This window comes from Acetobacter indonesiensis (genome assembly GCF_000963945.1).
Lineage (GTDB): Bacteria > Pseudomonadota > Alphaproteobacteria > Acetobacterales > Acetobacteraceae > Acetobacter > Acetobacter indonesiensis.
The window spans coordinates 36,916-63,281 of the sequence record NZ_BAMW01000002.1 but is presented as its reverse complement, the minus strand read 5'-3'; the positions used below and the strand labels follow the sequence as shown (position 1 = coordinate 63,281).

Genomic DNA, 26,366 nt, shown 5'->3' with positions numbered 1-26,366 from the left:
AAACAAGGTAACAGAATGACGGTTCACGCTTCCTCCGCGCCTCATCAGCAGAGCCATTCCTCAAGAACTGGGGCGAAAAATCGTCTGTCCGGTCTTCTTCTGGGGGCTGGGCTGCTGGCTGGCACAGCGCTGTCTGTTCCTGTGTATGCGCAGCAAACTGCGCCACAGCCGTCTGGCCCTTCCATGCCGTCAGCATTGGTACCAGCCGCCCTTAGCAGTGCACAGGTTGTGCGGGCCACATTGCCCAATGGGCTGCGTGTTGTAATTGTGCCGAACAGGCTTGCGCCTGTGGTCACAACAGAAATCAACTATCTTGTGGGGTCAGCCGAGGCCCCGGCTGGGTTTCCCGGCACCGCGCATGCGCTTGAACATATGATGTTCCGCGGAAGCAAGGGGCTGGATAAAGACCAGTTAGCTGCAATCGGGTCCCGTCTGGGCGGCAGCTATAATGCGGATACGACTGAAGACGTAACCCAGTATTTTTATACGGCGCAGGCACGCGATTTGCCCGTTTTGCTGAAAATCGAAGCCCTGCGCATGAATGGCCTGACCCTGTCTGATGCGGACTGGAGCAAGGAGCGCGGCGCGATTGAGCAGGAGGTCTCACGCGATCTGTCCAGCCCGGCTTATCGCTATCTTGAACAGTTGCAGTCCATTCTGTTTGCCGGAACACCGTATGAAAAAGACGCGCTGGGCACGCGCCCGTCTTTTGAAAAAACGAATGCCGCGCTGCTCCGTGGTTTTTATGAAAAATGGTATGCGCCCAACAATGCTATTCTGATTATTACCGGCGATATAAACCCGGTCACCACGCTTGATCAGGTGAAAGAGGCATTCGGGAATATTCCGCGTAAAACTCTGCCAGAACGCCATAAAGTAACCCCTGTTGCCCCTACAGCGCACACCATTACGCTACCGACCGATTACCCCGTAGGGTTTGCCACACTGGCCTTCCCAATGCCCGGCCGCACAGCACAGGATTTTGCAACGGCTGATATTCTGTCTGATGTGTTGGGCAGCCAGCGTGGCGCATTGTATGATCTGGTGCCGCAAGGAAAAGCCCTGTTTGCGGGGTTTGAATATGCCCCTAAAAAGGAAGCCGGGTTTGGGCTAGCCTTGGCCGCTTTCCCCAAAGGGGCTGATTCTTCAAAAACAATGGCTGATTTACGCGGTGTTCTTGAAAAAATCCGCAAAGAAGGCGTCCCGGCTGATCTGGTTGAAGCGGCAAAACGCCGTGAAGTAGCGCAGCTCCAGTTTTCCGCTAACTCTGTGAGTGGTCTGGCTGCTATCTGGTCCAACGCGCTGGCCTTCCAAAATCTGGAGTCTCCGGGGGATGTTGTTGCCGCTTATCAGGCAGTCACCCCTGAAGCCGTCAACAAACTTGCCGCGTCTCTGCTTGACCCGGCGCATGCCGTTACGGCAGTGCTGACGCCAGAAAGTTCAGGCAAGCCCGTTGCAGGCAAAGGCTTCGGCGGTGCAGAATCCTTTGCGTCAACACCAGACAAGCCAGTAAAACTGCCTGACTGGGCTGAAAAAGCGCTGGCACAGCTTGAAAAACCAACGGCCACCCCGCTTCCCGATGTCAGCGTTCTGCCTAATGGTATCAAGCTGATTGTCTGGCCATCGCACGTCAGTCATACGGTGCAGCTGACGGGTGAAGTGCGTCAGCAAGCGGCCTTGCAGGAACCGGCAGGGAAAGAAGGGGTCGAGGATATAACCGAATCCCTGTTCTCCTACGGCACGACAACGCATGATCGTCTGGCCTTCCAGAAGGCACTGGATGATATTCCTGCATGGGAAGATGCTGGCGGTAATTTTTCACTTCAAGTGCTGACACCTGATTTTGAAAAAGGTGTCGCACTTCTGGCAGAAAATGAATTGCATCCGGCTTTTCCAGATAAAGCGTTTCAGGTTGTGCGGATGCAGTTGGCACAAGCACAGGCCGGTACATTGATGTCGCCCGGCCACTTGTTTGGTAAAGCAATTCAAACCGCCATTTTACCAGCAAAAGACCCCGCATTGCGTGAGGCAACGCCAGTCTCCATCATGAGCGTGACGCGGGATGATGTGCTGCATTATTACCAGACAGCCTGGCGGCCTGATCTGACCACCATTGTGGTCACAGGCGACATCACCCCTGAAAAAGCACGTGCAGTGGTGGAAAAAGCATTTGGTGACTGGAAAGCTGAAGGCCCAAAACCCGACCTGAACTTGCCAAAAGTGCCGTTGAGCAAAGCATCACGGGCAAATGTGCCTGATAAAAGCAGCGTGCAGGATGAAGTCGTTCTGACCGAAACCATTGGACTTCAGGTGTCAGATCCTGATCGTTACATGCTGCGCTTAGGGAACGAAGTCTTGGGCGGCGGCCTGTTCTCCTCCCGCCTGTATCGTGATCTGCGGGTGAAAACGGGGTACGTTTATACGGTGGGCAGCAGCTTTAACTGGAGCCGCACCCGTGGAAGCTATGCACTTGATTACGGGGCAGACCCTGACAAAGTTGGTAAGGCGCGCCTTGCCGCCGTGCAGGATTTGCGCACCATGCAGTCTGCTCCACCAACAGAGGATGAACTGTCTCTGGCCAAGGCTTCTCTCCTGCGGAGCCTGCCGCTCCGTCGTGCCAGCCTGAGGGCTATTGCAGGGGAGTATCTGAGCCTGATCAACCTTGATCTGCCATTAGATGATACGGACAAGGCGGCCGAGGCTTATTACAAGGCATCCGGTGCAGATGTGCAGGCTGCCTTTAAGAAGTGGGTAAGACCGGATGATCTGGCACAGATTGTAAAAGGCCCCACGCCAAACTGGTGAAACGCAAAAACCCGCCCCTCTGATAGGGCGGGTTTTTTATTGGGGTATAAAAACTGATTGGAAAATTTCTAGGGGGCGTTCTGATATGAAGAATACCTTATCATGATTTTCCGGCAGTGGCAGGTCTAATAAATTATATTTCTACCTTAAACGAGAAAGAACGACTTTATTAAGCTATTCTTTCTCGTTAGCCACCATGAAATTTTTTGAAACTCGATTAGAAACTGAATGATTTACAGGTCTGTCCCGTTGTTTGGTACGGGATGCCGAAACGCCATAATCAGTTCTAATTGTTCATGCGCTGCTAGTGCCTCAAGCGTTGTGCGGGACGCATTATGCACTCTGTAACGGCATAAAATCTGGGGTAGATAACCGGGTTCAAGCCCTGCATCAATAAACTTCAGCCAGAAATCATAATCTTCCCACCCTTCTTCAATATGGGAAAATCCCCCAACCTGTTGCCAGACGTCTTTGCGAATAAGCGCCATGACATCAATATAATTGTTTTTTCGCATGAGCGTGGTGTCCCACATGTCGGCACGCCCAATACCGTTACGCTCACCAAATTCTTCAATCTGTGTGTATACCGCGGGGAAGTTACCTCGCGTTAAAGCATCGTAGGTTTTTTCAAGGGCTGTGGGATACAGGGCGTTATCAGCGTCCATAATGAAGACGGATTTGCCCATGGCGTAGTCAAAAGCAACATTTCTGGAAAAGGACGGCCCTTGATTATGGGGGTTCACCAATAATGTGGCCCGGTAAAACCTGTTTTTATTCTTTTCTAGCCAATCCGTAATGATTTCGATTGTATCAGGGGCAGTTGACGCATCATCCACGATCACCAGATCAAGCGGATCATGCGTTTGAGCGAAGAGAGAATCCAGGCATTCTTCAATAAAAGACCCATAATTATAATTGGTCAGACAAATGCTGATAAGATGAGGGGAAACCTTTGCTTTTTTCTTATGTAAAAAAACAGTTTCTGCTTTTGGATCCCACGGTTTCATGATGCTCATTGAACGGTGCTCCACACAGAAGAAATATAGTTCTGTAAATCCAGATGTTTGGCTTTCAGTAGTGTTTTGTTAGTCAGAATGGTGAAGCAGTTTCGCTGAATTCTGGCAGCCTCTTGCACCCCGTCTTCCGTGTGGAACAGCCATTCGATCAGGTTTGGCATATGACGTGGGCTTTCCGTCAGATAATGCTCCCCATCTTTATAAAGGGGGTGTGGGAAGCATTCTTCGGTTATAACCACCGCGCCTGCTGCCATGCCTTGCCGAACGATACGATGCCATTCAAAAAAGCAGTTGTCGTCTCTATGAATGTTCAAAAGAATTTTTGAGTTTTCCGCCACGTATCGTGGAAGACGGCTGAGAATATCGTAAGCGCCGCTAGATGGGAGTGGGCCATCTATTTTGCGATAATACAGAAAGCACTCGTAATCAGAAAGAAAGCCAGCGTTACGCGAAAAAAACTTCTCACGCTTTAAGGATGTATTGCCAAAGAAACTGATATCAATACTTCTGTTGCTAAAGTTTTTTAGCGGCGAAGATCCGCTTTGAGCCGCTTCTGGTAGAACGCGGAAAAAGGGATGATTTTTATCGGCTTGTTTCAGGCGCGTTTTTTCGATTTTTACTAATGGATCAAAATGAAATGTGTTCAGGCCAATATCTGTAAATGCCTGCAAATTCTGGTGACACAAATCCATCACCCCGGCAGACATAAGAATGTAGATTAGCCCACGGGTGAACCATAAGGTCTGCGGCTGTTCCGTATTGAACATGATGGATTGTTCAATGATGTTTTCCTGCCTCCACTCCTCCGTTCCGGCAAGAAAGAAAAACTCATGGGGCGCACAAAAAATACACAGATCAGGCTTCTGGCTGAGGGGTGTTTGCTCGGTCATGAGCGTGGCGGTGAAGCCGCTGTCAGTCAGGTAGGCGTGTAGCAGCTCGGCAAGTTCCTGAATGAACGAGTTACCGTCTGAATGATAAAAAACGCCAATAGATTTTGGAGCGCTAAAAGCTTTTTTCTGTTTTGTCGGTTTATAGAAGAGTTCTTTTTTACATTCATTTCCTAGATACTGGGCAATGCGGCGCGGCGATAGAACCTCTCTCCCTTCACCAATACCGTATAAGAGGGCATGTCGCGTTGCAGAAATGCCGGTAAAAGACACTTTCTTGTTTGAATCCTGATAATAGTCAGGGTCAAAAAGGGCATAGCCCTTAAAACGGTTCAGGCATTTTGTCAGAAATTCGTGAGAATATTCCTGCAAAAGTCCTTTTTCAAAAAAATAGATATTTTCATTATTTCTTATGTAATGGGCGAAAGGGTTTTCTTCTGGCTGAATAACAGAGCCAAAAAGGTTCAGATAGATATCTGTATTAAATGTATCGTTTGGTTGTTTATGCTCTTTGCAGCCATAAACGACGTAATGAATAATAGGATTAATGCCTGCATTTTTTACATCAGGGTAGGAAGAGAGATAGTAGTCAACATCAAACTGCTCTGAGTCGATAATTGTCTTGATATCTTTTTTGTTCCAGGACGTCAGTGATGCCATGATGCTTCCTGTTGAGCGGCTACGGTCAAGTCGGTATATGCCATGGCGGTAGGGTGCCTAAAATATGGATAAAAAGATATATTGTTTTTCTTTCTTTCCGGTGTTGTAATAAATTATAAAACTAGCTTGTGTCTATTTTTGTAAAAATTAGGTAACATTTCTGCTTTCAAAGAAACTTATTTTTTGAATAAAATTAAACTATTAAGAAAATTTCCGAATGACTATTTACATCTAAAATAAACTTTTTCTTAGTTATCATGTTTGAGCCGCGCAATTTTTTACAAAGAAAATGCACGAATACGGCTTAGATACTCTGGACAACAACGGCCTTAATTTATTAAGCGTTCTAGAGGCATTTAGAAACACGGTGAGTGGAATAATGATTGCACGCGTTAGTAAAGATAAAACGGTCGCACGTCGTGGCCCCAAACAGAAAGTGGAAGCCCCTAAGCCAACCCGCCGCGCCGGAGTGGTAAAGAAGGTGCGTAAGGCTGAAGTTGAGCCTGAAGAGGTAGAGGAACTGGATGTTTCTTTTACCGGTCTGCTTGATGATGCCGATCTTTTTGCTGACGAAGCAGTCGCTTCTCCCCCGGCTCATTCTGCTAAGGCGGCTGAAGCTGCGGTTTTCTTCGATGGTCTATGGTATCTGGCAACCTACCCGGATGTGCGCGATGCGGGCATCGAACCGCTGGAGCATTTCCTGACGCATGGTTTGCAGGAAGGTCGTAACCCTAACGCGTTCTTTGATGCGCAGGCTTATGTTCAGGCAAATCCTGATATTGCAGCCTTCCCGTTCGGGGCTTTCATGCATTACGTTTGCTTCGGCTTTCATGAAAAGCGTCCACTCCGTTAATTTTGCCTGATAAGGGTGACTGTGCAGTATAAAAATACAGTCACCTCAAATATCGATTTGAAAAAATAAAAATGGCAAAATACCCATGAAATCATTTCATGGGTATTTTTTTAGAAAAAGTGTTTTCTATTTTTTCTTTATTTTCTCAATAAGGTCTTCCGTCAGCGCGATAGATGCGACTGTTTGTGGCACCGGAACGGCTGGGTGGTCTGGTGTATGCCGGAATGTTTTCCATCCGATGATAAGCAAGAGTGTTATGACAGGAATGGAGCAGATGCTCCATGTGCCGTTGGGGTAATCAAACGCCATCAGAACCCCAACCCCAGCAAAGAAGGCAAGCGTCAGCCATGACGTAAAAGGCGCACCTGGCATGGGAAATGACGTGGCGGGAATGATGCCGCGTTTAATGGCCTGACGCAGTTTGATCTGGCACAGCACAATGAATGCCCATGTCCCCAGAATGCCGATAGCCGCAACATTCAGGACAATCTCGAAAATCTGGGCGGGCAGAAAGTAGTTCAGTACAACGCCAACCATATAAATTGCGACCGTCGTCAGAATAGCGGCCGAAGGAATGGCTTTTGAGTTCATGTGCGTCAGATAACGCGGGGCAGACCCATCAAGCGCCAGAGCCCTTAAAACGCGCCCCGTAGAATACAAACCGGAATTAAGGCTGGAGAGCGCTGCTGTCAGCACCACAATATTCATGATGCTGTCCATGCCGGGCACGCCCAGGCTGGAGAAAAACGTAACAAAAGGGCTGGTGCCCGCATGGTAAGCGTTCCATGGCAGCAGCAGAACCAGCAGGGTAACCGTGCCCACATAGAACAGCGCAATACGCCAGATAACATTACTGATGGCCTTGGGCAGGATGGTTTTGACATCCTCACACTCACCTGCGGCCGTGCCGACCAGTTCAATCCCCGCATAGGCAAAAATGACGCCTTGTACCAGAACAAGTGCGGGTAACAGGCCATGGGGGAACAGGCCGCCATTATCTGTAATCAGATGCAGGCCGGTGGAATGTCCGGCTACGGGTACCCGCAGCCCCAGAACAATCGAGCCAATCACCAGAAAACTGACAAGCGCACCGACTTTGACAAGTGCGAACCAGAATTCCATTTCGCCAAACCAGCGGACCCCAATCATGTTCATGGTCGTGATCAGGATAAGCGCCATCAAGGCAAAGACCCATTGTGGAACAGCAGCAAATGTTCCCCAGAACTGCATATACAGCGCGACAGCCGTAATATCGCCAATACCGGTCATCGCCCAGTTCAGAAACGCCAGCGCACCGACGGTGTAGGACGCTTTGGGGCCGAGAAATTCCTGCGCGTAGGAGACAAAACTACCGCTGCTTGGGCGGTACATTACCAGTTCGCCCATGGCCCGCAGCATCAGAAACGCAAAAATGCCGCACACAAGATAGACCAGCGCCAGAGAAGGCCCCACCTGCTGAAGGCGGGACCCGGCCCCGAGGAACAACCCCGTGCCGATGGCTCCTCCAATGGAGATCATCTGCATCTGCCGTTTTCCCAGCCCCCTATGATACCCCTCAGCCGTCAGGGAGGGGGTGGTCTGTGGGGTGGAAGACGGGTGAGCAGATGCGGGCATTATGCGTCCTTGCTGTGAAAGGAGGGGCTGGCGGCCAAGAAGGAAGGCCCAACGCGTGGAGACTGGCTGGTGTCAGAAGGAGAATGTATCAGGCTTTATTGTTTTCATTAAGAAATGAAATTGAACCGTAACATCCTGAATGGTGTGTCTGATAAGAAAATACCCTTTTGTGATTATTTCCCCCGAAAAACAGGCGTTTTAATCCCAAACGGAAAGATCAGACAAGGGAACAGCCTGTGAGCCTGCGTGGGCGAAAGCGTTTCAAAGCCCCGCTAACAGGGATAATTGGGTCTCCTGCGCTGCGGCATTGGGTGCATCGAGAGATGAAACCGTAATGCCAAGCAGCCGCACCCCGCGCACCAGTGGGAGCAGCGGGGAGAGCATAAGCACCGCCGTTTCTTCCAACTGGCCCCGGTTTTGCACGGGGTCTGTAAAAGATTTACTGCGCGTTAATTGTGTAAAGTCAGAATAGCGAAGTTTCAAAGTGACCGTTCGGCCAGAAAGATGCCGTTTGGTACACGCCATCCAGACGCTGTCAGCCAGCAGGCCCAGCGCGTTATGCAGTTCGGGTGTGTGATGCAGATCGTTCTGGAAGGTGGTTTCTTTCCCAATGGATTTACGTGGACGGTTGACCTCCACAGGGCGCAAATCTTCACCCCGCGCAATACCGTGGTAGAACGGCGCAGCTTTGCCAAAGTGGCGGATTAATAGGGGAAGTGGCTGTCGGCGTAAGTCTGCGCCGGTATGGATGCCCAGTGCATTCATGCGGGCGGCGGTCGCAGGCCCAATTCCATGAAATGTGCCCACGGGCAATTCTGCCACAAAAGCCTCGCCAGCACCGGGAGGGATGACAAACTGGCCGTCTGGTTTGCGGTAGTCAGACGCTAATTTAGCCAGAAATTTGTTGTAAGAAATGCCCGCAGATGCGGTCAGGCCAGTCTCTTCCTTGATGGCGGCCCGAATTTCCTGCGCGATGGCGGTAGCTGACGGGCGAGGAAGCAGGGGATTTGTGACATCCAGATACGCTTCATCAAGTGAAAGCGGCTGGATAAGGGGCGTATAGCGGGCAAAAATGGCGTGTATCTGTGCGGAAACGGCTCGGTAAACGTCAAAGCGGGGCGGCACGAAAATCAGATGCGGGCATTTTCTGCGGGCCACGACCGATGGCATGGCAGACCGAACGCCGAAAGTCCGGGCTTCATAACTGGCAGCAGCAACGACTCCCCGCTCCTGACTGCGGCCGACAGCAACCGGGTGCCCTTTTAACGCCGGGTTGTCCCTCTGTTCGACGGAGGCATAGAACGCATCCATATCAATGTGAATAATACGGCGCACAGGCTGGCTCATACCGCACAGGTTATCACAGGCTGCTGTTTTTAGGAACACAACAGGAACATGGCACAGCAAGCCTGATTGGCTGTGCCAGATGCAGCAGAACCGGGTGCCCTTGCTTCTCCGGTTAGAAGAAAGGCACCCGGTTCCACCACGGGATAACGGGAGAATTAGAAGGAATAGAAGAGTTGAGGCTGTGAGTCTTTGTCAGAACGAGGTGTTGTTCTTGTTTTTAGTGCGTCAGCGGAGAGGGTGAGAGGGAAGATGTGGTGTCGTGATGAGTGGACCCTATTGGCCAGCTGACATGGGTGGTGTCCATATTGAAATCACGCCACCGGGCGACAGAAAGGGCTGCTGCCGTTGTGGCCCGTGGGCGCACATAGACAGGAACCATTTCATAGGATGGACGCCGGGCCAGTGCTTTGGATGCATGGTGTGAAAGCCAGTATCCGGCACCAGCCAGACAGGCGCCAAGCGTGGTAATGGCAGAGGTCAACCCTGCCAGCAGAGCGGGAAACGGTAACAAAGGTTTAAGCAGCGACTGTACTTCGGCATCACGCTCATTCTGTGCGGCTTCTGTGGCCAGCAGCAGATTATATTCAGTGGCGGTAATGGCCAACGCACTGCCCGAGCGGATATCAAGCGACGGTATTTCAAGGGCTGCCATACGCGTCACGGCGTCATGGAAGGCTTCGGCCACGGCCATAAATTCCTCCCGGAAGCAGGGTAGAAACATGCCGATCTGCCGTCCGCAGGCTGATTGCGGTGCAGATGACGCTTCACCGGCAAGGCGGCGAATGGTCCAGATTGTCAGCCGTTCGCTGCAGGCAAGATCTGTCAGATAAACAGGTGAACGTGTCATGGCGCATCCTGAGGGGGTGAAATGCCCTCATCCTCTTTGCTGTGGTCAGTCCGTATTAAATGAGAACAATTCTCATTTGCAAGATAAAAATAAGAATTGTGATGCCCGCCTTCTGCATGGGTGGGTTTTCCCTCTTTTCTTGTGCTGCGGCTTGGGGCAGTACAACGGCATGTCATCTCTTGCTTCGCTCTCCCTCCCGTTCCTCCGTAAGCTGGACCCGGAAACCGCACACGAGCTGGCGCTTGATGCGCTGATGCTGGGTGTGTCTGTGCCTATCAAGCGCCCGGTAGATGACCCTGCGCTGGCCACGCGCACGCTGGGCATGCGCTTTTCAAACCCCATAGGCATTGCGGCTGGCTTTGATAAAAATGCCCGCGTCATGCGCCCGCTTGCGCAGATTGGCTTCGGGTTTGTTGAAGCCGGCACAGTTACGCCCAGGCCGCAGGCCGGGAATCCCAAGCCGCGCCTGTTTCGTCTGACGGAAGACCGTGCGGTGATTAACCGCATGGGGTTCAACAATCAGGGGATTGATCGTTTTGCCGTACGGCTGGCCCGCCTGCATCGTACGCTTCCCTCGGGGCGGGGTGGGGGTGCTGGCGCGCCGATTGGTGCGAATCTTGGCATCAATAAAACAGGGGCTGACCCCGAGCGGGATTACCCGGCGCTAATTGGCCGTGTGAAGCCTTACGTAAATTATATTGTTCTGAATGTTTCCTCCCCCAACACGCCCGGTCTGCGCGGCTTGCAGGATGCGGCACGGCTGAAAGGGATTCTGGATGCGATTGCCGAGCGTCATGCTGAACGGCCCCCGCTTTTGGTCAAGTTGGCCCCGGATCTTGAAAATGATGCCATCGGCCCGATTGTCGAAGCGGCGATTGCTGGTGGGGCGCAGGGTCTGATTGTAACCAACACCACGCTGGCGCGCCCTACAACATTGCAAAGTCCCTATAAAGGCGAAAGCGGCGGTCTCTCTGGGCGTCCGCTAAAGCCACGCGCAACAGAAATGCTGAAGCTGGTGGCGCAGGCTGCGGCGGGGCGTATGGCTCTGGTCTCCTGCGGGGGGATTGAAACCGGGGCCGATGTGCTGGAGCGTATTCGGCTTGGGGCCAACCTTGTGCAGCTTTACTCGGCTTTCGCGTATGAAGGCCCGGCGCTGGTTGCGCGCATCAAGCGCGAAATGCTTGAGATTATGCGCCATGAAGGCATTGAAATGCTCGACGATATTCGCGGGAGCGCCCTGTAATGGCTGATAACGCACACGAAATGCAGACGCTGTCCGGCCTTTCTGCGCTGGCAGACCAGTATGACGGCTACGTGGTGGATTTGTGGGGCACCGTGCATGACGGACTCCAGCCTTACCCCGGTGCGGTCGACTGTCTTCAGGCGTTACGGGCGGCGGGCAAGCGGGTGGTCATGCTTTCTAACGCGCCCCGCCCGGCAGACGTTGTTTCCAAACAGCTTGAAGGGTTTGGCATCGGGCGGGATCTGCATGACGGCGTCATGACCAGTGGCGAGCAAGTACGCACCCTGTTGCGGGAACGGACTGACCCATGGTTTGCGCGTTTGGGTCGCAAGGTGCTGCATGTTGGCGGTACACATGATCTGGGTCTGTATGACGGACTTGATCTTGAGCGTGTTGCTGACCCGTCGGAGGCCCAGTTCATTCTCAATACTGGGCCAGATCAGGATCGCGGGGCCGATTCGGTTGATCCTTATCTGCCAGAACTACGGGCCGCTTTAGAGCGTGGCCTGCCCATGCTGTGCGCCAACCCGGATATGGTTGTGGTCAAAGGTGGCCGCCGGATGATCTGCGCAGGTGTGCTGGCCGCGTTTTATGAACAGGAAGGCGGGAATGTCCGCTGGGTTGGTAAACCCTACGCCGAAGTATATGGCCCCGTTTTCGCCATGTTGGGTGTTGCGCAGAACCGTATTCTGGGCATTGGGGACGCACTTGCAACAGACATGCGTGGTGCAGCGGTTGCGGGTATTGATGGTGCCTGGATTCTAGGTGGCATCCATCAGGAAATGATAGGGGCCAACGCAGAACTGGCCGCAGAAGAAGCTGAAGGGGCAGGTCTGCGCCCCGTTGCGACGTTACCCCGTCTGGTCTGGTAAGACCACGTTTCGACTACGGGGTCGCGGGTTCAGAAATCCGGCAGGGTTTGGGCTAGCAGTCCACCCTGACGAAGGGGGGCGAGACGGCGGGCCAGACCTGTTGCGTCATCCGTCTCGACCATAATGCCACACATCGTGGCTTCCCCCTCTGCCGGTTGCAGACGCTCTCCGGGCATTTTGCGCAAGAAGCGTGTCATGGCGGGCTCCTTGCACATGCCAATTACGCTGTCATAGTCGCCGCACATGCCGGCATCAGTCTGAAAGGCTGTCCCAGCTGGCAGAATCCGGTGGTCGGCAGTTGGTGTGTGGGTGTGCGTCCCCACCACCAGAGACACCCTGCCATCAAGCACGTTGCCCAGCGCCCATTTTTCACTGGTGGCTTCGGCATGAATATCAACCACAATAGCCTGTGTGGTAACGCCCAGCCGATGGCGGGCCAGAAGTTCATTTACACACCGGAAGGGATCATCCAGCGGGTCCATGAACAGGCGGCCCATGGCATTGACCACCAGCGCCTTGCGACCATCTGCCAGTTCAACCTGAACACTGCCGTTGCCCGGTGTGCCGGGGGGGAAATTGATGGGCCGGATAATACGCGGCGCGGAGGAAATATGACCAATCAGGTCGCGTCGGTCCCAGCTATGGTTGCCCAGCGTAATGACATCGACCCCGTTTTCAAACAGAGACGTAGCAATGGCGGGTGACAGACCAAAACCGTGGCTGGCGTTTTCTGCATTCACAATCACCAGATCAAGCGACAGGCTGCCACGCAGGCCCGGCAGACGGGAAAGAACAGCTTCCCGGCCACAGCGGCCAACAATATCTCCTAGAAACAGAATTCTCACGCGCCTGTCTTTCCGTGTGTGCGTTCAGTCAAAATGCAGACTCTCTTTCTCCGTCAGAATACGGGAGAGAGGATGGTCATACGGCCCCGTGGGGATATGGTCCACCTCTTGCACTGCCAGAGCATAGCCCAGCGTCAGGGCGTGCGGCAGCGTGGCAAGGGTTCTGTCGTAGTATCCCCCTCCGTAACCCAGCCGATTCCCGGCGCGGTCAAACCCGACCAGCGGTACCAGAACAGCATCAGGTGTCAGGGCAGGGCCGTCGGGCACTTCGGTCCCAAACCGCCCGGGCTGCATGATGCAACTTGGGTGCCACTGACGGAAAAGAAGAGGCTGACCTTTGGGTGGGGTTTCCGGCAACACCACCGTGCGGCCAGCAGCGGCCAGAGCATGGCAGACAGGCCGAACATCAACCTCATGCGGGAAGGGCCACACGCAGGCAATGACGGTGGCAGGTGTCAGCAGCAAGGCGTCTGTCAGGCGCTGACACAGCACAGCGTCAACAGCCGTGTCGCGGGCTTTCAGCCGGGCAAGGCAATCAGCCCGGATCTGCTTTTTGGCGGCGGCAATTGCCGGAGGGTCAGACTGGAAAGGGGGAGAGTGCGGAGCCACCATGGCCGTTGGTCTTTCAACCTCCAGGACCTGCTAGTGCAGGTGGGCGCCGGGTAATGTGACCAGGGCCACAACAGAGCCAGCTCCCTAGGAAGTGCTTATCGGCCCAGGGGATGACTCGCCTGACGCGCCGGGCAGCCCCGCACCCTCTATGTAGGCGTGCTCAAGGGTGGCTGCAATAGCTTCTGCACGTTCAGCCAGATCAGCCAGCCGTGTTGCGGTCAAAGCCTGTTCCGCTTTGATCCGTTCAACGTCCTGCACGGCCTGATTAGTGCTTTCAGGCAGAAGCTGGTCAGACAGGTCCTGAATTTCATCTGCCATCAGCAGTGCGGCCAGAACCAGAACGTGGCTTTCACCCGTGAAGCCAAGGGCACGCACGCGGGCGGTGCGGCGTTCCACCTGCTGGGCCATGGCCTGTACGTGCCGTTCCTGACCATTTTCGCAGCCAACGGAATAGGCATGCCCATTAATGCGGATTGAAACGGTTGCCATGGTTTATTTATCTTCCGGGCGATCGGTCTGGGTAAGGGCATCACGCACCCGGCTGATCAATGCATCCACATTGGCAGCCAGTTCCTGTGCGTCCATAATCTGCCGCTGCTGGGTCTGCTTGCCTTTTTCCAAAGCATAGGAGATTCGGTGCAACGCACGGTCCAGACGCGCTATGGGGTCCTCCTGCACGGCGGGCGGTTCTGCCTGTGTGCTGGTCGGTTCGGTCGTATCTGAGAAAGAGTGCCCCACGGCCTGGTTCTGCATTCTTTTTTATCCTTCAGTTGTTTAGGAATCGCCCGCAAACGCTGATACGTCAAGCATGGTCATGGAAAACATTGCACTTTTGTCAGACCCGGTTCTGCCCCGCTTCCTGTTTACACTGCATGATTATGCCTCTGGTATGGCGGTGTTCCGGGCCGCCGGACAAGCAGGGGTGCCGATATCAGAAAACGGACACCCCACAATCGGGTTCGTGTCTGCCCCCGGCGCTGCGGGTTTCATGGGGGAGGGCTGGTGGCAGGCGTTGATCACACAGATGGAGGAATCAGTGGGGCAATCCATCCCGCATATCCTCGATTTTGGGGAAAATTGCGGCTACGCCATGATGGCTGTCCGGGGCGGGCAGAGGCTGGGTGTTCTGGGTGGCGACTCTGCGGCAGCCAAGGCTGTCAGGCAGCTTTATGCGGATTTGGGACGTCATCTTTTCATAACCCGCCCGCCATCATTTGACCTCATACCGTCACTATCTGTCACAACGCATCTTGCCGCGTTTTTCACACGCAGTTATTGCGAAAGAACTGTTCCGGATCATAACAGCCCGGAAGACAAGCCAGAGGAAGGATTTCCCCAATGACGCTTACCCCCCAGGTTAAAGCCATTCTTGATCAGTATGAGAGCGATACCCCCGGAACAAAGACCAATCTCGCCCGGTTTCTGAATGCTGGTAAGCTGGCAGGTACGGGTAAGCTGGTTATTCTTCCGGTTGATCAGGGCTTTGAACATGGTCCGGCCCGGTCTTTTGCTGCCAACCCGGCTGCTTATGATCCGCACTACCATTTTGAACTGGCTATTGAAGCTGGCCTGAGCGGCTATGCAGCACCGCTGGGCATGCTTGAATGTGGCGCAGCAAAATATGCTGGCGAAATCCCGTTGATCCTGAAGTGCAACAGCTCAAACAGCCTTGCCACTGAAAAAGATCAGGCTGTGACCGGCACCGTGGCTGATGCGCTGCGTCTGGGTTGCGCTGGTATCGGCTTTACCATCTATCCGGGTTCTGAATACTGCTTCGACCAGATGGAAGAATTCCGCGAACTGGCTGCTGAAGCCAAGGCTGCGGGTCTGGCTGTTATTCTGTGGAGCTACCCGCGTGGCCCGCTGCTGGACAAACCGGCTGAAACTGCGGTCGATGTCTGTGCCTATGCTGCCCATATGGCTGCGCTGTGTGGTGCGCACATCATTAAAGTGAAGCCTCCGACCGATCTGGTGGCCCTGCCTGCCAACAAACCGGCTTATGAGCAGAACAACATTGATATCTCCACCCTGCCGGCCCGTATCCGTCATGTGGTGCAGTCTTCCTTTGCTGGCCGCCGTATCGTGATCTTCTCTGGCGGTGACAAGACCGGCACCGACAACCTGCTGAGCACCATTCAGGGGATTCAGGACGGCGGTGGCTTCGGCTCCATCATCGGCCGTAACGTGTTCCAGCGTCCGAAAGCGGAAGCTCTGGCCCTGCTGGACCAGATTATTACCATTTTCAAAGGCTGAAACACAAAAACGTGATGACAGGACAAGGGGCCGCGAGGGAGGCCGTTATGACGGCATGTGATGTGTATCTCGCAACCCCCGTTCTGCGGGACGTTGAGGCATTTTTGCCTGTTTTTGCACGGGGGTTGTCTGCACAGCCCCCGTCAGCCGTGCTGCTGCGTCTGGCCGATGCGCCAGAGGCAGCATTGACGGCACAGATTCAAAAAATACAGCCATTGGTGCAGGGGCAGGATATTGCCCTGATACTGGAAGACCGACCGGCACTGGCCCTTAAAACGGGGTGTGACGGTGTGCATCTGTCCCCAAATTTTACAGGCAGCGCGCGTGATGTGCGTAAGCAGTATGGGGATGCGCTGCAACTGGGCGTTGCTGTGGGGTCAAGTCGCGATGCCGCAATGCGCGCAGGGGAAGAAGGCGCAGATTACGTCTGCTTTGGTGCCAACGGCCCGGCGGCTGATCCTTTGGAAGATGAAGAGCCGGAGAGCCTGACCGCACTGGTGCAGTGGTGGTGCATGATGATGGAACTGCCCGCTGTGGCTGATGTGCCAGACCCGGCGCACCTGCCAGAGTTTGTTCAGGCAGGTGCTGATTTTATTATGCCCGCTGAAAGTTTCTGGGCTGCTCCGCAGGCGTGGCACATCACGGCCTGACTTGGGCCATAGTTCAGCCATCTGTTCCTGTCATGCCTGATGGCGGTTCTTCTGCCTGAAAGACTGCCGGTTTCTTCGGATACACTGTGTGCAGTCCACGGATAAGGAATAGAGTTATGATGACCAAAAAAACTTTTGCCGCGCTGGTTCTTGCCGCCGGTCTGGCTGGCACAGCCTCCGCTCAGGCCCAGAGCTGGGGCAGCATGGGCAAGGATGCCCTGAACAGTGCAACAAGCAGCGCCACCAGCAGTGCAAAAAGCGCCGGCATGGGCATGATGAGCAACATGCTCCCCAGCCTGTCTTCTGCCAGCACCAGTAACCTGACGGGTGTTCTGGGGTATTGTGTGCAGAAAAATGTTCTGTCAGGCGCACAATCTACTGCAGCAACGTCCGTGCTGGGTAACCTGACGCAGCAGCAGGGCGTTACATCGTCAAGCGGCTACAGCGCTGGCCAGCAGGGTCTGCTTCAGACGGGTGGCAACCAGACGTTTTCTCTGGATAACCTGAAAGGCCAGATGAAGACCAAACTGTGTAACATGGTTCTGAGCAAGGCTCAGTCTCTCCTCTAAGCAGAGACTGCCGTCTTTTTTAAGGGCGGCAGAGCAGCTTACCAGAGTGATTGAAGCTTAAAAAAACCTGCCAGACTAATCTGGCAGGTTTTTTGTTTTATGGTCTCACCCCCATAGAAGCTTGCATGTCAGCACCTTTACTGGGTGGCCGTGGTCTGTCCCTGCAGGACTGGCGGTGTCGCGAGGCTATCCAACCCACCAGATGCTGAGCGATGGCCGGGGAGCGGCTGTGCTGTCGGGGTGGTGGCAACGGGTTGCGGTGCAAGTGGTGTGGCAGAAACCGGAGCCGTTTTACGGACTGATTTAACGTGCCTTACGGGGGCCGAAGCCTGTTTGGCTGCTGGGGCAGGCGTCTGCACGGGCGGCAGAATCAGGGACTGTGTGAAATACAGCATGCCATTCGATTGCGGGATACCCGTGACCCACAGACGGGATGTCATCCCTTCGCCATTCCCAAGAATAATCTGGCCCGTTGGCTGATCAATCCACGCTGATAGCATCCGGCCATTGAGTGTCGGCAAACCAACAGAATGGGTTGGGGATTTTGCGGCTGCGGCTTTCAACTGCTCAACCGACCATTTTCCCTTAACAATGGAATAGGCCAGAATTTCTTTCAGCAGGGCGGTGTTTTCCGGAGCGGTAAGCCTGCCGTTGGTCTGGGTCTGATATTGCTCAAGCGCAGAATTGGGCACGGCGAAAACAGTAAATGGACCGCTTCTTTGCAACAAAGGCATCAGGCCCGTTGTTGTCAGGCTGTGAGTATAATTCGCCAGTTCGATGGAGGTTGGCAAGGTGTCTGATAGCGGACGGTCACAGAACGCCGGTGTTTCCGGGTCGGCATAGGCAATGGCGCTATCAGGCGCATTTTTGCTGTTTTCAGCATCGACCTTGCGGGGGGCGTAGGTGCGTGTGCCTGATACCGTTGGCATCATATAGGCACAGGTGGATGTCGGGGTCTGAAAGACATCCTGCCGTGCGCGGCTTTGACAGCCACCCAGCACTGTCAGCCCCAGCAGGGCAGAGCCCAGCAGAAACGGCTTGAAGGATAGGGGGGATGTGCAAGCCGTTTTCAAAAATGCTGTTCCCTGTGTGCGGGGGTGCCGCATGGTCGTCTCCCGATAAGTCATGCCACAAAAAGAAAATTATGCGGTGTATGGCAGACTGTGCCGGGCATGATCAGCATCCGTCTCCTCGCATGGTCCAGGCAGAAACAACGCCATTTACAAGCTCAAACGTCGTCTGGCAGGTGTAAGTATAAGCTGTTGTGGGGAAACCGCCACCATAACCCCAGCCACCCCAACCGGGGCCGCCCCAGCCACCGCCCCAGCCACCGCCCCAACCGCCGTAGCCCCAGCCGCCACCCCAGCCACCGTAACCCCAGCCGCCCATGGGCGTGGAGTAATCGGTCTGCTGGTTGACGTAGGCCAGAAAGGTATGGTCGCCAGATTTAAATTGCCGTGTGGGCACGCCAAAGGTGCGCACCACATCGACAGCCTGCTTCCCGATCATGGAATCGAGCATGCGGCGTTCCTTGGCCGTTGGCACCTGACATGCGGCCAGAGAGAGCATGCTCACCAAGAGAAGGCGTTTTCTGTATGTCATGACAAAATCCCGACAAGGTGAAACATGCCAGCCCGGTACCCTACCGGACTCATGAGGAAAACAAACCGGTATAACTGTTACAGACTAAGCGCTTATCCACAAGACATCCTGTATGCGGGGCGTTCCGCAGGCTAGCATGACAAGTCTGTCAAACCCCAGTGCTATGCCAGAGCAGGGGGGCATGTGTGGTAACGCATGAAGAAGTGCTTCGTCCATTGGCCAGTCTGGCCGGTGCGGATAAAATATGCGGCGTGCCGTCCGGTCTGCTTCAAAGCGGGCGCGTTGTTCGGTGGCATCGGTCAGTTCTTCAAACGCGTTCGCCAGTTCCATTCCGGCCGCATACAGTTCAAACCGCAAAGCGACCTGCGGGTTGCGTGGGTCACGACACGCCAATGCCGCCTGACTGGCAGGCCAGTGGGTTAGAAAAGTGGGGCGCGTGCGGCCTATGGCAGGTTCAATGCGTTCCATCAGCAGACGGAAGAACAGATCCTCCCAGCTTTCATCCGCCCGAAGAGTGCATCCGGCGGCCGAGGCCAGAGCGTGCGCGTTGCCCTCGGTTGGCAGCAGGTCAATTCCGGCATGACGCTGAAAGGCGTCCACCATCGTCAGGCGTTCAAAAGGCTGGGTAAAATCCAGACTTTGGGTGCTTCCGTCAGGGCCGTGTCGCTCCAGCCGCGGGGGCAGAACCGCCTTGATCAGCGATTCTGTTTCATCCATTAAGCCATCAAGCCCGATGCCGGGATGGTACCATTCCAGCATTGTAAATTCGGGCGCGTGCAGTCCGCTGCGCTCCCCATTGCGCCAGACGCGCGCAAACTGAAAAACAGGCAGGCCAGTGGCCGCAATAATGCGCTTCATGGCAAATTCCGGGCTGGTGTGCAGAAACAGCGGTTCCTGTTCGCCCTGCGGGGTTTCCCGCACGGTATGGAAGGGGTGCAGATGCACTTCCTCGCCCGGTGTTCTGACGGCATAGGGGGTTTCAACCTCCACATGCCCTTGCCCTTCCAGAAACGCCCGAATCCCGCGTTGCATCATGCCACGCCGATGCAGGAACGGCAGCCTGTCGCGGATACGGTCAGGGTCCGCCCCGGCAGAAAAGCGGGCCGATTGGGCGGTAAAAGCGCGTTGTGTGGTTGCAGGATCGGACATGGTGAGAGTAGAGCCGTGACATGTCTCATCCGGTCAAGCCCCATCCTTCATCCCGCAAGCTTTTGCGCACGCCTGATGACCTGATTGCGGCAGGTCTGGTCCCGCCTGAGCAAAAAGCAGCCCTTGAAGCTGTGGCTGAACAGTATGCCACGGCTGTGCCCCCGGCTTTTCTTGATCTGATCGAGCATCCGGATGACCCGATTGGCGTGCAGGTTGTTCCCACACCGGATGAATTGCGCGTCACGGCTGCGGAACGGTCAGACCCCATTGGCGATGACGCTCTTTCCCCGGTGCCGGGCATTGTGCATCGGTATGCAGACCGTGCGTTGCTGAAACCCCTGTTGGTGTGCCCGCTCTATTGCCGGTTTTGCTTCCGGCGGGAGCATGTCGGCCCGGATGGCGGTGTGCTGGATGATGCAGCGCTTGAGATCGCATTGGACTGGTTGCGCACACACCCGCAGATACAGGAAGTCATTCTGACGGGTGGGGACCCGTTAATGCTTTCCCCGCGTCGTCTGGGGCAGATTATGGTGGCGCTTTCTGCCATGCCGCATGTCACCACCATTCGGCTGCACAGTCGTGTACCTGTTGCAGCCCCAGAGCGTGTAACGGATGCCCTGCTGGATGTGCTTGAGTCAGACAAAGCCGTGTGGATGGCCGTCCATATCAATCATGCGCGTGAGATGAGCGAACAGGCCCGCGCATGCCTGAAACGGATTGTGCGGCGGGGGATCCCTTTGTTGGGGCAGTCGGTGCTGTTGCGAGGCGTCAACGATAGTGAAGCGGCGCTGGAAGCCCTGTTTCGCAGTATGGTGGAGGTGCGGATGCGTCCCTATTACCTGCATCAGCTTGACCCGGCCCCCGGCACCGCCCGTTTCCATGTGCCTGTAGCCGAGGGGCAGAAATTACTGGCAGGGCTGCGGGGGCGCGTAACAGGGCTGGCGTGGCCAACGTATGTGCTGGATATTCCCGGAGGGCACGGCAAAGTGCCACTAGGGCCAGATTATGTTGATGGGCCGCTGAATGTGCGTGACCCTGAGGGCAATCCCCATACGCTCGCCCGTTTGTAAGCGGGGTTTTTCACGCCCTGACAGGAAACAGGCTGCTTCAGAGAGTGGGATTTTCCGCCTGCTTTCTAACGCTGGCTGTCGAAGCAATCTTTACCGTAGTGGGAAACGGCAAAGCCGTTCGTGAAGATCGTGAATTTCTGCTGGAGCAAAGACCGCGATTCCGTTCTGGCGGAACAGAGCCGTCGTAACACCCATGCCGGTATGTTTATGGCCCGTAAAGCTGCCATCATAGACCATCAGGCTGCCGCAGGACGGGCTGCCATCAATCAGTAATGCGAACCGACAGTCATGAGATTGCGCTAAGGCAAGAGCCTGCTGTGCCCCGGTTATAAAATCGGCCGTCACATCTTCCCCCGTTACATCATGCACACGGGCACGGCCTGCCAGTACGTCATCCCCTGAAAAATGATCAGCAATTTCCGCAGCGGGCCGAGGGGTGGAAAAGCCTGCCATCTGTTCAGGACAGGCGGGAATAATACGTCCTTCGTTTTGCCAGTGGTCTAGCAAGGCGCTGGTCAGTGTCTTGGCTGACCCATCGTAGCGCACAGGCCGCCCCAGCAGGCAGGCGCTGACGAGTATTTTTGGAGGAAGGGAGGCCATGAAAACAGTGTGTCTTGTTGTGGGGGAAAGAGGCGTAAGGCGCTGTCAGGATTACGAATAAAGCCTACAGTGTTCGTAGGTGAAAAAACAAAGGCGCACCCGTGCAGAAGGTGCGCCTTGGCGGTAAAAAGCCCAATCGGAGAAGAAGCCGTAATCTGAAAGGGTCTGGTTCTTCAGCCTCTTATTCGCCGGTTGCTCCGCCACCGGGGTGTCTGCGGTCGTAGCCGCCATAATAACTGGCAGTTCCTTTTTCACCCAGCTTGGGACCACCGACCAGAATGCCTTCAGGCATTCCCCACGGTGCATGAGGCGAGAACCGATAGCCTTCGTGTTCCAGAGTACCCTGCACCTGCGGGCTGACAGCACCGGCTTCAACTTCTACCGCTTCTGGCAGCCATTGTTGGTGCAGACGGGGCAGGTCAATGGCCTGCTGAATATCCAACCCGTAATCAACCACGCCCAGAATGACAGATAGAACGATGGTGGGGATACGGGAGCCACCGGGGCTGCCAATGACCAGCACCGGCTTGCCATCGCGCGAAACAATGGTGGGTGACATGGAAGACAGAGGCGTTTTACCCGGTGCAATGGCATTGGCCTTGCTGCCCACAATGCCGAACATATTGGGCGCGCCCGGTTTGGCCGAGAAATCATCCATCTCGTCATTCAGGAAGAAGCCGGTATTGCCCGCAATCACTTTGGCCCCAAACCAGCCGTTCAGGGTGTAGGTGGTAGAAATAGCAAAACCATCTTTATCAATAACCGAGAAATGCGTGGTTTCATGCTTTTCTGGTGTGGCTTCCCCTTCTTTCAACGTGCTGGAAGGCACGGCGATATCGGTCGGAATGTGGGAGCGCACATCAGCCGCATAGGTCGGGTCGAGCAGATGTTGCACCGGGTTCTGCACAAAGGCAGGGTCCCCCAGTCCGCGCCGGTCTGAATAGGCGTGGCGCATCGCCTCGATTTCCCGTTGAAGGGCCGGGGCGGTATGCAGGCCCAGCGCATGCATGTCGTAACCGGAGAGAATATCGAGAATTTCACACAATGCGATGCCGCCCCCGCTTGGCGGAGGGGACGTCTCAACCGTGTAGCCCCGATACTGGCAGCTTAGGGGTGTGAGCTGGCGTGGTGTGTAACGTTCAAAGTCGGCCAGTTGCAGCAGACCACCATTTTTCTGGGATGCTGCAACAATCGTTTTGGCAATGGGGCCTTTATAAAAGGCGTCCGGTCCCTGCTGGGCCACCAGTTCAAGCGAATGGGCCAGATCCGTCTGGACCAGCTTGTCCCCTACTTGCAGCGGGGAGCCATCGGGCCGCAGGAAAATGGCACGTGCTTCAGGGCTGACCTGAAAATCCTTGGTCGATGTGTTGAGGAGGGCGACATCCCCTTCAGCCAGCACAAAACCGTCTCGGGCCAGCTTGATGGCTGGTTCCATGACCGCTTTGCGGGACAAACGCCCCCATTTACGGCGCACATCTTCCAAGCCGGCCACGGTGCCGGGCACAGCCACAGCTTTCCAGCCAGTAATTGACTGGTCTGGTATAACGTTGCCTTTGGCGTCCAGATACATATCGGCTGTTGCGGCTAAGGGGGCTTTTTCACGGAAATCAAGGAAAACCGCAGGCTTGCCCGGTTGCCGCAGAAGCATGAAGCCGCCGCCGCCAATGTTTCCTGCCGCCGGGTAAACAACGGCCAAGGCATAGCCCATGGCCACGGCCGCATCTGCTGCATTGCCGCCTTTGGCTAAAATCTGTGCCCCGACATCTGACGCCAGTTTCTGGGCAGAGACCGCCATTCCGTGCTTGCCGGATGTGGGGGCAAGGGGCGGAAGCCCGTTGGGCTGGTCTTTACCGTAGGCCAGGGGATCTGGTGCTGACTGCGGGCCGGGGGCCGATTGTGCATACGCAGCACCCGGCAGCGTAGCGCACGCCAGAAGCATGACGCCAGCAATGCGCAGGCCATTATGAAAACTGGATGAGTGACGACGGGGCAGGTGCATCATGCGGTCAGCCTTCAACAGGGTAGGGCGGGCAGGTGTAACCAGCAGGGGACAGGGTGAAAATTTCAAAACCGGTTTCGGTCACACCCAGCATGTGCTCGAACTGGGCAGAAAGCGACCGGTCACGGGTTACCGCGGTCCAGCCATCATCCAGAATTTTTACATCTGGCTTGCCAATGTTCAGCATGGGTTCAATGGTAAAGACCATACCGGCTTTCAGCTTCATGCCTTCACCGGGGCGGCCATAATGCAGCACGTTCGGTTCGGCGTGGAAGGTGCGGCCAATACCGTGGCCGCAGAAATCCTGCACGATGGAATAGCGATTTTTTTCTGCCAGTGTCTGAATGGCGTGGCCGATGTCGCCCAGTGTTGCGCCGGGACGCACAACCTCTATGCCGCGCATCAGGCAGTCATAGGTGGTTTTGATCAGCTTGGCCGCTTTAACGGGTACGCGGCCCACGGTGTACATACGGCTGTTGTCGCCGTACCAGCCATCCACAATCGAGGTCACGTCAATATTGACGATATCCCCTTCCTGAAGGCGTTTTTCACTGGGAATACCGTGGCACACGACATGGTTGATAGAGATACAGCTTGCCTTGGGGTAGCCGCGATAATTCAACGGTGCGGGAATAGCCCCATGGTCAAGCGTGTATTCATGGATGATACGGTCTAGCTCTTCCGTGGCAACTCCCGGTTTGACGAAGGGAGTAATCATGTCGAGCGTGGCGGCAGCCAGACGGCCCGCAGCACGAAGGCCTTCAAAATCCTGTTCAGTGTGCAGAACGATACCGCTTCTGCCAGCCATACTTATGCTCCGTAATTTTTGCAGGTCTTAACTATGAGATATGCAAAATGGAGCGCGGGCGCTGTAAAGGCAACCCGCTTCCGGCCCTCAAACGGGCGCAGACCAGAAAAACAGACCCGAAATCAGGTATGATTACGTGACGTATGGGCTTTGTGACCGTGTTTGATGGTGGTGGTTGCCGTAGCGGGCCGCACTTTTGCACCAATCAGCCGTACATGATGCCCACCAACAACAGGCGTGGCCCGACCATGATGACCGTGACGGGGCGCAGGGGCTTCTGCCACTTCAAGCGGAGCCCGACCATGATGGGCCGACGCGGCGGCAAGCATGATCACGCGGCCACCCGTGTGGTGGTGTGGGGCCACCGTGTTGCGGGCCAGCACCAGCGGACGCGCAACCGGAGCAACGCCTTCAGCATCAAACCCCCGGTCAAGCTGATCTGCCATAACCAGAGTACGCTGCGGGTTGGAGGACGCACCCATCACAACACCCACAAGCCGCACGTCATTGCGGATGGCAGAGGTAACAAGGTTACGGCCTGCTTCCTGCGTGTAGCCCGTTTTCATACCATCTGCGCCCACATAGGCTTTCAGCATAGGATTATGGTTAGGGATCATGCGGCCATGAAAGCGGAAGGCCGCCACCGAGAAGTAGTGATAATCTTCAGGGAAGTCCGTTACAATGTGCCGGGCAAGCAGGGCCAGATCGCGTGCCGTGGTCAACTGATCAGGGTCAGGCAGGCCAGATGCGTTACGGAACGTGGTGTTGTTCATGCCCAGCGCACGGGCCTGCTGCGTCATCATGGCAGCAAACTGTGGTTCACTGCCGCCACCCAGAAATTCACCCAGCGCACAGGCTGCGTCATTGGCTGATTTGGTGACCAGAGCAAGCATGGCCTGCTCAACAGTCAGATGCGTGCCGGGAACTAATCCAAGTTTGGAGGGTTCCATAGTGGCAGCATGGATAGAAACGGGAACAGCCTGATCAAGCGAAATGGTGCCGGCACGCAGGGCTGAAAACGCCATATAAAGCGTCATCAGTTTTGTCAGGCTGGCAGGGTAGCGGCGCAGGTCTGGGTCAGTCTGGGACAGAACGGCACCGGTTTTGGCGTCCATAACAATGGAACTGATCTGTCCGGCATACTGGGCATGGGCAGAACGCTGGGTTGCAAAACTGGTCAGCGCCACGCCAGCCAGCAGGCCTACCCATTTACGCATGGCAGTGCCCCGTTTGCGCCGGGCAGGGCTTACAACCTGTGCCAGACTGTCTGAACCGTGTTCCGTTCCGTGCTTTTTTGCCACTGCGCGCCCCCACCTGCTTTATTTACAGGATAATTCAGTCTGGTAATTCAGATTGCAAGACCGCGTCGATAAAAAAACTGGAGAATCCTGACCTTGGCGCGGTATTCTTTAAGTCAGGTGTTAGCCTGTTATATGGCATAAATGTGGCAATCTTTCCGGTAGCGTGTTGAAATCAGCGTATTTCAAAAGTGCATCCCCCTTCCATACCGTGCCTGAAATCCAATATGATGGGGCATGTCTTTCCCTCTTGAAATGCGTAAGCGGAGTTCTGGCCTGATGGCATCCCGTGATTTTTCCATTCTGCATACGGGCAACGGGCCGTCTCGGCGTGATGGCGGTACGGATTCGGGTGACGACGGAGTTGATACCGGCGTTGTGGTGCGGGCCAAGCCCAAGACCCGTAAACCCGCCATGTATAAAGTGCTGATGCTGAATGACGACTACACGCCCATGGAATTTGTGGTGCATGTGCTTGAGCGGTTTTTCAGCAAGAATCGGGATGAAGCAACGTCCATCATGCTGAACGTGCACAAGCGTGGAGTGGGCGTTTGTGGCGTCTTTACTTATGAAGTCGCTGAAACAAAAGTGACGCAGGTCATGGATCTGGCACGCCAGAACCAGCACCCCTTACAATGCACCATTGAAAAGGATTAAGCGGAGAAAACGTAAAAATTTCTCCGTATCGTAATTTTTATGCGGTTGTGACTCGCAATTCCTCTCAAAGCAGCCAAATATGACTCAAGTGCACCAGACGTGATGGCGAA

At 55.0% G+C, this 26,366-nt stretch carries 25 protein-coding genes, 1 other RNA gene and 1 pseudogene; 10 read left to right on the top strand and 17 right to left on the bottom strand.

All coding sequences use genetic code 11. The annotated features are described in order from the left end of the window. Positions 1–15 precede the first annotated feature (15 nt). On the top strand, positions 16–2,805 hold the full coding sequence (locus Abin_RS00330; RefSeq protein ID WP_048844385.1) for a M16 family metallopeptidase: 2,790 nt from the start codon (positions 16–18) through the stop codon (positions 2,803–2,805). 233 nt (positions 2,806–3,038) lie between these two features. Here the strand turns inward: Abin_RS00330 and Abin_RS00325 are convergent, their stop codons facing one another. Both Abin_RS00325 and Abin_RS00320 read right to left on the bottom strand, forming a co-directional pair. Then, positions 3,039–3,821: a glycosyltransferase family 2 protein gene (locus Abin_RS00325; protein WP_048844384.1), complete on the bottom strand. Its 783-nt coding sequence runs from the start codon at positions 3,819–3,821 to the stop codon at positions 3,039–3,041. Beyond that, positions 3,818–5,368, bottom strand: coding sequence for a CgeB family protein (locus tag Abin_RS00320; RefSeq protein ID WP_048844383.1), 1,551 nt, complete (start codon positions 5,366–5,368; stop codon positions 3,818–3,820). Before Abin_RS00320 ends, Abin_RS00325 begins: the two co-directional genes overlap by 4 nt. 379 nt (positions 5,369–5,747) lie before the next feature. Here Abin_RS00320 and Abin_RS00315 point away from each other — a divergent pair, with 379 nt between their 5' ends. Then, a complete protein-coding gene (locus Abin_RS00315; RefSeq protein ID WP_048844382.1) occupies positions 5,748–6,221 on the top strand; it encodes a hypothetical protein in 474 nt (157 codons plus the stop codon). A 126-nt stretch (positions 6,222–6,347) separates the two neighbouring features. On the opposite strand, the gene Abin_RS00310 is transcribed toward Abin_RS00315, so the two are convergent. From Abin_RS00310 to Abin_RS00300, 3 genes are all read right to left on the bottom strand, one after another. Then, positions 6,348–7,835: an amino acid permease gene (locus Abin_RS00310; RefSeq protein WP_048844381.1), complete on the bottom strand. Its 1,488-nt coding sequence runs from the start codon at positions 7,833–7,835 to the stop codon at positions 6,348–6,350. Positions 7,836–8,096: 261 nt separating this feature from the next. Then, complete coding sequence (gene dinB, locus Abin_RS00305) at positions 8,097–9,182, bottom strand: DNA polymerase IV (protein WP_048844380.1); 1,086 nt, start codon at positions 9,180–9,182, stop codon at positions 8,097–8,099. Between the two features lie 217 nt (positions 9,183–9,399). After that, complete coding sequence (locus tag Abin_RS00300) at positions 9,400–10,029, bottom strand: hypothetical protein (protein ID WP_052948136.1); 630 nt, start codon at positions 10,027–10,029, stop codon at positions 9,400–9,402. A gap of 169 nt (positions 10,030–10,198) precedes the next feature. On the opposite strand from Abin_RS00300, the gene Abin_RS00295 reads away from it, so the two are divergent. Both Abin_RS00295 and Abin_RS00290 read left to right on the top strand, forming a co-directional pair. Continuing rightward, positions 10,199–11,272 carry a quinone-dependent dihydroorotate dehydrogenase gene (locus Abin_RS00295; protein WP_048844457.1) on the top strand — a complete coding sequence of 358 codons (1,074 nt, stop codon included), beginning with the start codon at positions 10,199–10,201 and terminating at the stop codon, positions 11,270–11,272. A gap of 20 nt (positions 11,273–11,292) precedes the next feature. Further along, entirely contained in the window at positions 11,293–12,144 is an 852-nt protein-coding gene (locus tag Abin_RS00290) for a TIGR01459 family HAD-type hydrolase (RefSeq protein WP_048844456.1), read from the top strand. 29 nt (positions 12,145–12,173) lie between these two features. Here the strand turns inward: Abin_RS00290 and Abin_RS00285 are convergent, their stop codons facing one another. From Abin_RS00285 to Abin_RS00265, 5 genes and pseudogenes are all read right to left on the bottom strand, one after another. Then, positions 12,174–12,989 carry a TIGR00282 family metallophosphoesterase gene (locus Abin_RS00285; protein WP_048844379.1) on the bottom strand — a complete coding sequence of 272 codons (816 nt, stop codon included), beginning with the start codon at positions 12,987–12,989 and terminating at the stop codon, positions 12,174–12,176. A gap of 24 nt (positions 12,990–13,013) precedes the next feature. Continuing rightward, positions 13,014–13,601: a 5-formyltetrahydrofolate cyclo-ligase gene (locus Abin_RS00280; RefSeq protein WP_048844378.1), complete on the bottom strand. Its 588-nt coding sequence runs from the start codon at positions 13,599–13,601 to the stop codon at positions 13,014–13,016. Continuing rightward, positions 13,588–13,742: non-coding RNA, 6S RNA (gene ssrS, locus Abin_RS00275), on the bottom strand. Before ssrS ends, Abin_RS00280 begins: the two co-directional genes overlap by 14 nt. A 141-nt stretch (positions 13,743–13,883) precedes the next feature. After that, positions 13,884–14,090 (bottom strand): annotated as a pseudogene (locus Abin_RS00270) (cell division protein ZapA); the annotation flags it as partial. A gap of 3 nt (positions 14,091–14,093) precedes the next feature. Continuing rightward, positions 14,094–14,354, bottom strand: coding sequence for a hypothetical protein (locus tag Abin_RS00265; RefSeq protein ID WP_048844376.1), 261 nt, complete (start codon positions 14,352–14,354; stop codon positions 14,094–14,096). A gap of 61 nt (positions 14,355–14,415) precedes the next feature. Between Abin_RS00265 and Abin_RS00260 the strand changes: the two genes are divergently transcribed. From Abin_RS00260 to Abin_RS00245, 4 genes are all read left to right on the top strand, one after another. Continuing rightward, positions 14,416–14,943 carry a hypothetical protein gene (locus Abin_RS00260; RefSeq protein WP_048844375.1) on the top strand — a complete coding sequence of 176 codons (528 nt, stop codon included), beginning with the start codon at positions 14,416–14,418 and terminating at the stop codon, positions 14,941–14,943. Beyond that, positions 14,940–15,854, top strand: a complete 915-nt coding sequence (locus tag Abin_RS00255; RefSeq protein ID WP_048844374.1) for a class I fructose-bisphosphate aldolase — start codon at positions 14,940–14,942, stop codon at positions 15,852–15,854. Before Abin_RS00260 ends, Abin_RS00255 begins: the two co-directional genes overlap by 4 nt. Positions 15,855–15,901: 47 nt before the next feature. Beyond that, positions 15,902–16,504, top strand: coding sequence for a thiamine phosphate synthase (locus Abin_RS00250; RefSeq protein ID WP_048844373.1), 603 nt, complete (start codon positions 15,902–15,904; stop codon positions 16,502–16,504). Positions 16,505–16,620: 116 nt separating this feature from the next. After that, complete coding sequence (locus Abin_RS00245) at positions 16,621–17,073, top strand: DUF2501 domain-containing protein (protein ID WP_048844372.1); 453 nt, start codon at positions 16,621–16,623, stop codon at positions 17,071–17,073. A gap of 137 nt (positions 17,074–17,210) precedes the next feature. On the opposite strand, the gene Abin_RS00240 is transcribed toward Abin_RS00245, so the two are convergent. From Abin_RS00240 to epmA, 3 genes are all read right to left on the bottom strand, one after another. Next, complete coding sequence (locus Abin_RS00240; RefSeq protein ID WP_255319322.1) at positions 17,211–18,179, bottom strand: fasciclin domain-containing protein; 969 nt, start codon at positions 18,177–18,179, stop codon at positions 17,211–17,213. A gap of 70 nt (positions 18,180–18,249) precedes the next feature. Then, positions 18,250–18,675, bottom strand: a complete 426-nt coding sequence (locus Abin_RS00235) for a hypothetical protein (protein WP_048844370.1) — start codon at positions 18,673–18,675, stop codon at positions 18,250–18,252. A gap of 84 nt (positions 18,676–18,759) precedes the next feature. Further along, positions 18,760–19,824: an EF-P lysine aminoacylase EpmA gene (gene epmA, locus Abin_RS00230; protein WP_084593360.1), complete on the bottom strand. Its 1,065-nt coding sequence runs from the start codon at positions 19,822–19,824 to the stop codon at positions 18,760–18,762. A 20-nt stretch (positions 19,825–19,844) separates the two neighbouring features. Between epmA and Abin_RS00225 the strand changes: the two genes are divergently transcribed. Beyond that, on the top strand, positions 19,845–20,894 hold the full coding sequence (locus tag Abin_RS00225; protein ID WP_048844369.1) for a lysine-2,3-aminomutase-like protein: 1,050 nt from the start codon (positions 19,845–19,847) through the stop codon (positions 20,892–20,894). A gap of 90 nt (positions 20,895–20,984) precedes the next feature. Here Abin_RS00225 and Abin_RS00220 read toward each other — a convergent pair whose 3' ends face one another. The 4 genes from Abin_RS00220 to Abin_RS00205 form a co-directional block, all read right to left on the bottom strand. Next, positions 20,985–21,494, bottom strand: a complete 510-nt coding sequence (locus Abin_RS00220) for a DUF523 domain-containing protein (protein WP_048844368.1) — start codon at positions 21,492–21,494, stop codon at positions 20,985–20,987. A 181-nt stretch (positions 21,495–21,675) separates the two neighbouring features. Then, positions 21,676–23,496, bottom strand: coding sequence for a gamma-glutamyltransferase (ggt, locus tag Abin_RS00215; protein ID WP_084593359.1), 1,821 nt, complete (start codon positions 23,494–23,496; stop codon positions 21,676–21,678). Positions 23,497–23,500: 4 nt separating this feature from the next. Continuing rightward, the gene (gene map / locus Abin_RS00210; RefSeq protein ID WP_048844367.1) at positions 23,501–24,301 is read right to left on the bottom strand and encodes a type I methionyl aminopeptidase; all 801 of its coding nucleotides are present in this window, start codon (positions 24,299–24,301) and stop codon (positions 23,501–23,503) included. A gap of 122 nt (positions 24,302–24,423) precedes the next feature. After that, a complete protein-coding gene (locus Abin_RS00205; RefSeq protein WP_244894951.1) occupies positions 24,424–25,518 on the bottom strand; it encodes a D-alanyl-D-alanine carboxypeptidase family protein in 1,095 nt (364 codons plus the stop codon). A 360-nt stretch (positions 25,519–25,878) separates the two neighbouring features. Between Abin_RS00205 and clpS the strand changes: the two genes are divergently transcribed. Continuing rightward, positions 25,879–26,256, top strand: coding sequence for an ATP-dependent Clp protease adapter ClpS (gene clpS, locus Abin_RS00200; RefSeq protein ID WP_048844365.1), 378 nt, complete (start codon positions 25,879–25,881; stop codon positions 26,254–26,256). Positions 26,257–26,366 lie beyond the last annotated feature (110 nt).

Excerpts from the sequence above, each read along its gene's own strand:
- Abin_RS00205 (WP_244894951.1), bottom strand. The coding sequence starts at position 25,518 with ATGCGTAAATGGGTAGGCCTGCTGGCTGGCGTGGCGCTGACCAGTTTT.
- Abin_RS00315 (WP_048844382.1), top strand. The coding sequence starts at position 5,748 with ATGATTGCACGCGTTAGTAAAGATAAAACGGTCGCACGTCGTGGCCCC.
- Abin_RS00225 (WP_048844369.1), top strand. The coding sequence starts at position 19,845 with ATGTCTCATCCGGTCAAGCCCCATCCTTCATCCCGCAAGCTTTTGCGC.
- ggt (WP_084593359.1), bottom strand. The coding sequence starts at position 23,496 with ATGATGCACCTGCCCCGTCGTCACTCATCCAGTTTTCATAATGGCCTG.
- Abin_RS00325 (WP_048844384.1), bottom strand. The coding sequence starts at position 3,821 with ATGAGCATCATGAAACCGTGGGATCCAAAAGCAGAAACTGTTTTTTTA.
- Abin_RS00330 (WP_048844385.1), top strand. The coding sequence starts at position 16 with ATGACGGTTCACGCTTCCTCCGCGCCTCATCAGCAGAGCCATTCCTCA.
- Abin_RS00280 (WP_048844378.1), bottom strand. The coding sequence starts at position 13,601 with ATGGTGGCTCCGCACTCTCCCCCTTTCCAGTCTGACCCTCCGGCAATT.
- Abin_RS00310 (WP_048844381.1), bottom strand. The coding sequence starts at position 7,835 with ATGCCCGCATCTGCTCACCCGTCTTCCACCCCACAGACCACCCCCTCC.
- Abin_RS00255 (WP_048844374.1), top strand. The coding sequence starts at position 14,940 with ATGACGCTTACCCCCCAGGTTAAAGCCATTCTTGATCAGTATGAGAGC.
- Abin_RS00220 (WP_048844368.1), bottom strand. The coding sequence starts at position 21,494 with ATGGCCTCCCTTCCTCCAAAAATACTCGTCAGCGCCTGCCTGCTGGGG.
- Abin_RS00300 (WP_052948136.1), bottom strand. The coding sequence starts at position 10,029 with ATGACACGTTCACCTGTTTATCTGACAGATCTTGCCTGCAGCGAACGG.
- dinB (WP_048844380.1), bottom strand. The coding sequence starts at position 9,182 with ATGAGCCAGCCTGTGCGCCGTATTATTCACATTGATATGGATGCGTTC.
- Abin_RS00250 (WP_048844373.1), top strand. The coding sequence starts at position 15,902 with ATGACGGCATGTGATGTGTATCTCGCAACCCCCGTTCTGCGGGACGTT.
- Abin_RS00260 (WP_048844375.1), top strand. The coding sequence starts at position 14,416 with ATGGAAAACATTGCACTTTTGTCAGACCCGGTTCTGCCCCGCTTCCTG.
- map (WP_048844367.1), bottom strand. The coding sequence starts at position 24,301 with ATGGCTGGCAGAAGCGGTATCGTTCTGCACACTGAACAGGATTTTGAA.
- Abin_RS00320 (WP_048844383.1), bottom strand. The coding sequence starts at position 5,368 with ATGGCATCACTGACGTCCTGGAACAAAAAAGATATCAAGACAATTATC.
- Abin_RS00265 (WP_048844376.1), bottom strand. The coding sequence starts at position 14,354 with ATGCAGAACCAGGCCGTGGGGCACTCTTTCTCAGATACGACCGAACCG.
- Abin_RS00235 (WP_048844370.1), bottom strand. The coding sequence starts at position 18,675 with ATGACATACAGAAAACGCCTTCTCTTGGTGAGCATGCTCTCTCTGGCC.
- epmA (WP_084593360.1), bottom strand. The coding sequence starts at position 19,824 with ATGTCCGATCCTGCAACCACACAACGCGCTTTTACCGCCCAATCGGCC.
- Abin_RS00295 (WP_048844457.1), top strand. The coding sequence starts at position 10,199 with ATGTCATCTCTTGCTTCGCTCTCCCTCCCGTTCCTCCGTAAGCTGGAC.
- Abin_RS00245 (WP_048844372.1), top strand. The coding sequence starts at position 16,621 with ATGATGACCAAAAAAACTTTTGCCGCGCTGGTTCTTGCCGCCGGTCTG.
- clpS (WP_048844365.1), top strand. The coding sequence starts at position 25,879 with ATGGCATCCCGTGATTTTTCCATTCTGCATACGGGCAACGGGCCGTCT.
- Abin_RS00240 (WP_255319322.1), bottom strand. The coding sequence starts at position 18,179 with ATGCGGCACCCCCGCACACAGGGAACAGCATTTTTGAAAACGGCTTGC.
- Abin_RS00290 (WP_048844456.1), top strand. The coding sequence starts at position 11,293 with ATGCAGACGCTGTCCGGCCTTTCTGCGCTGGCAGACCAGTATGACGGC.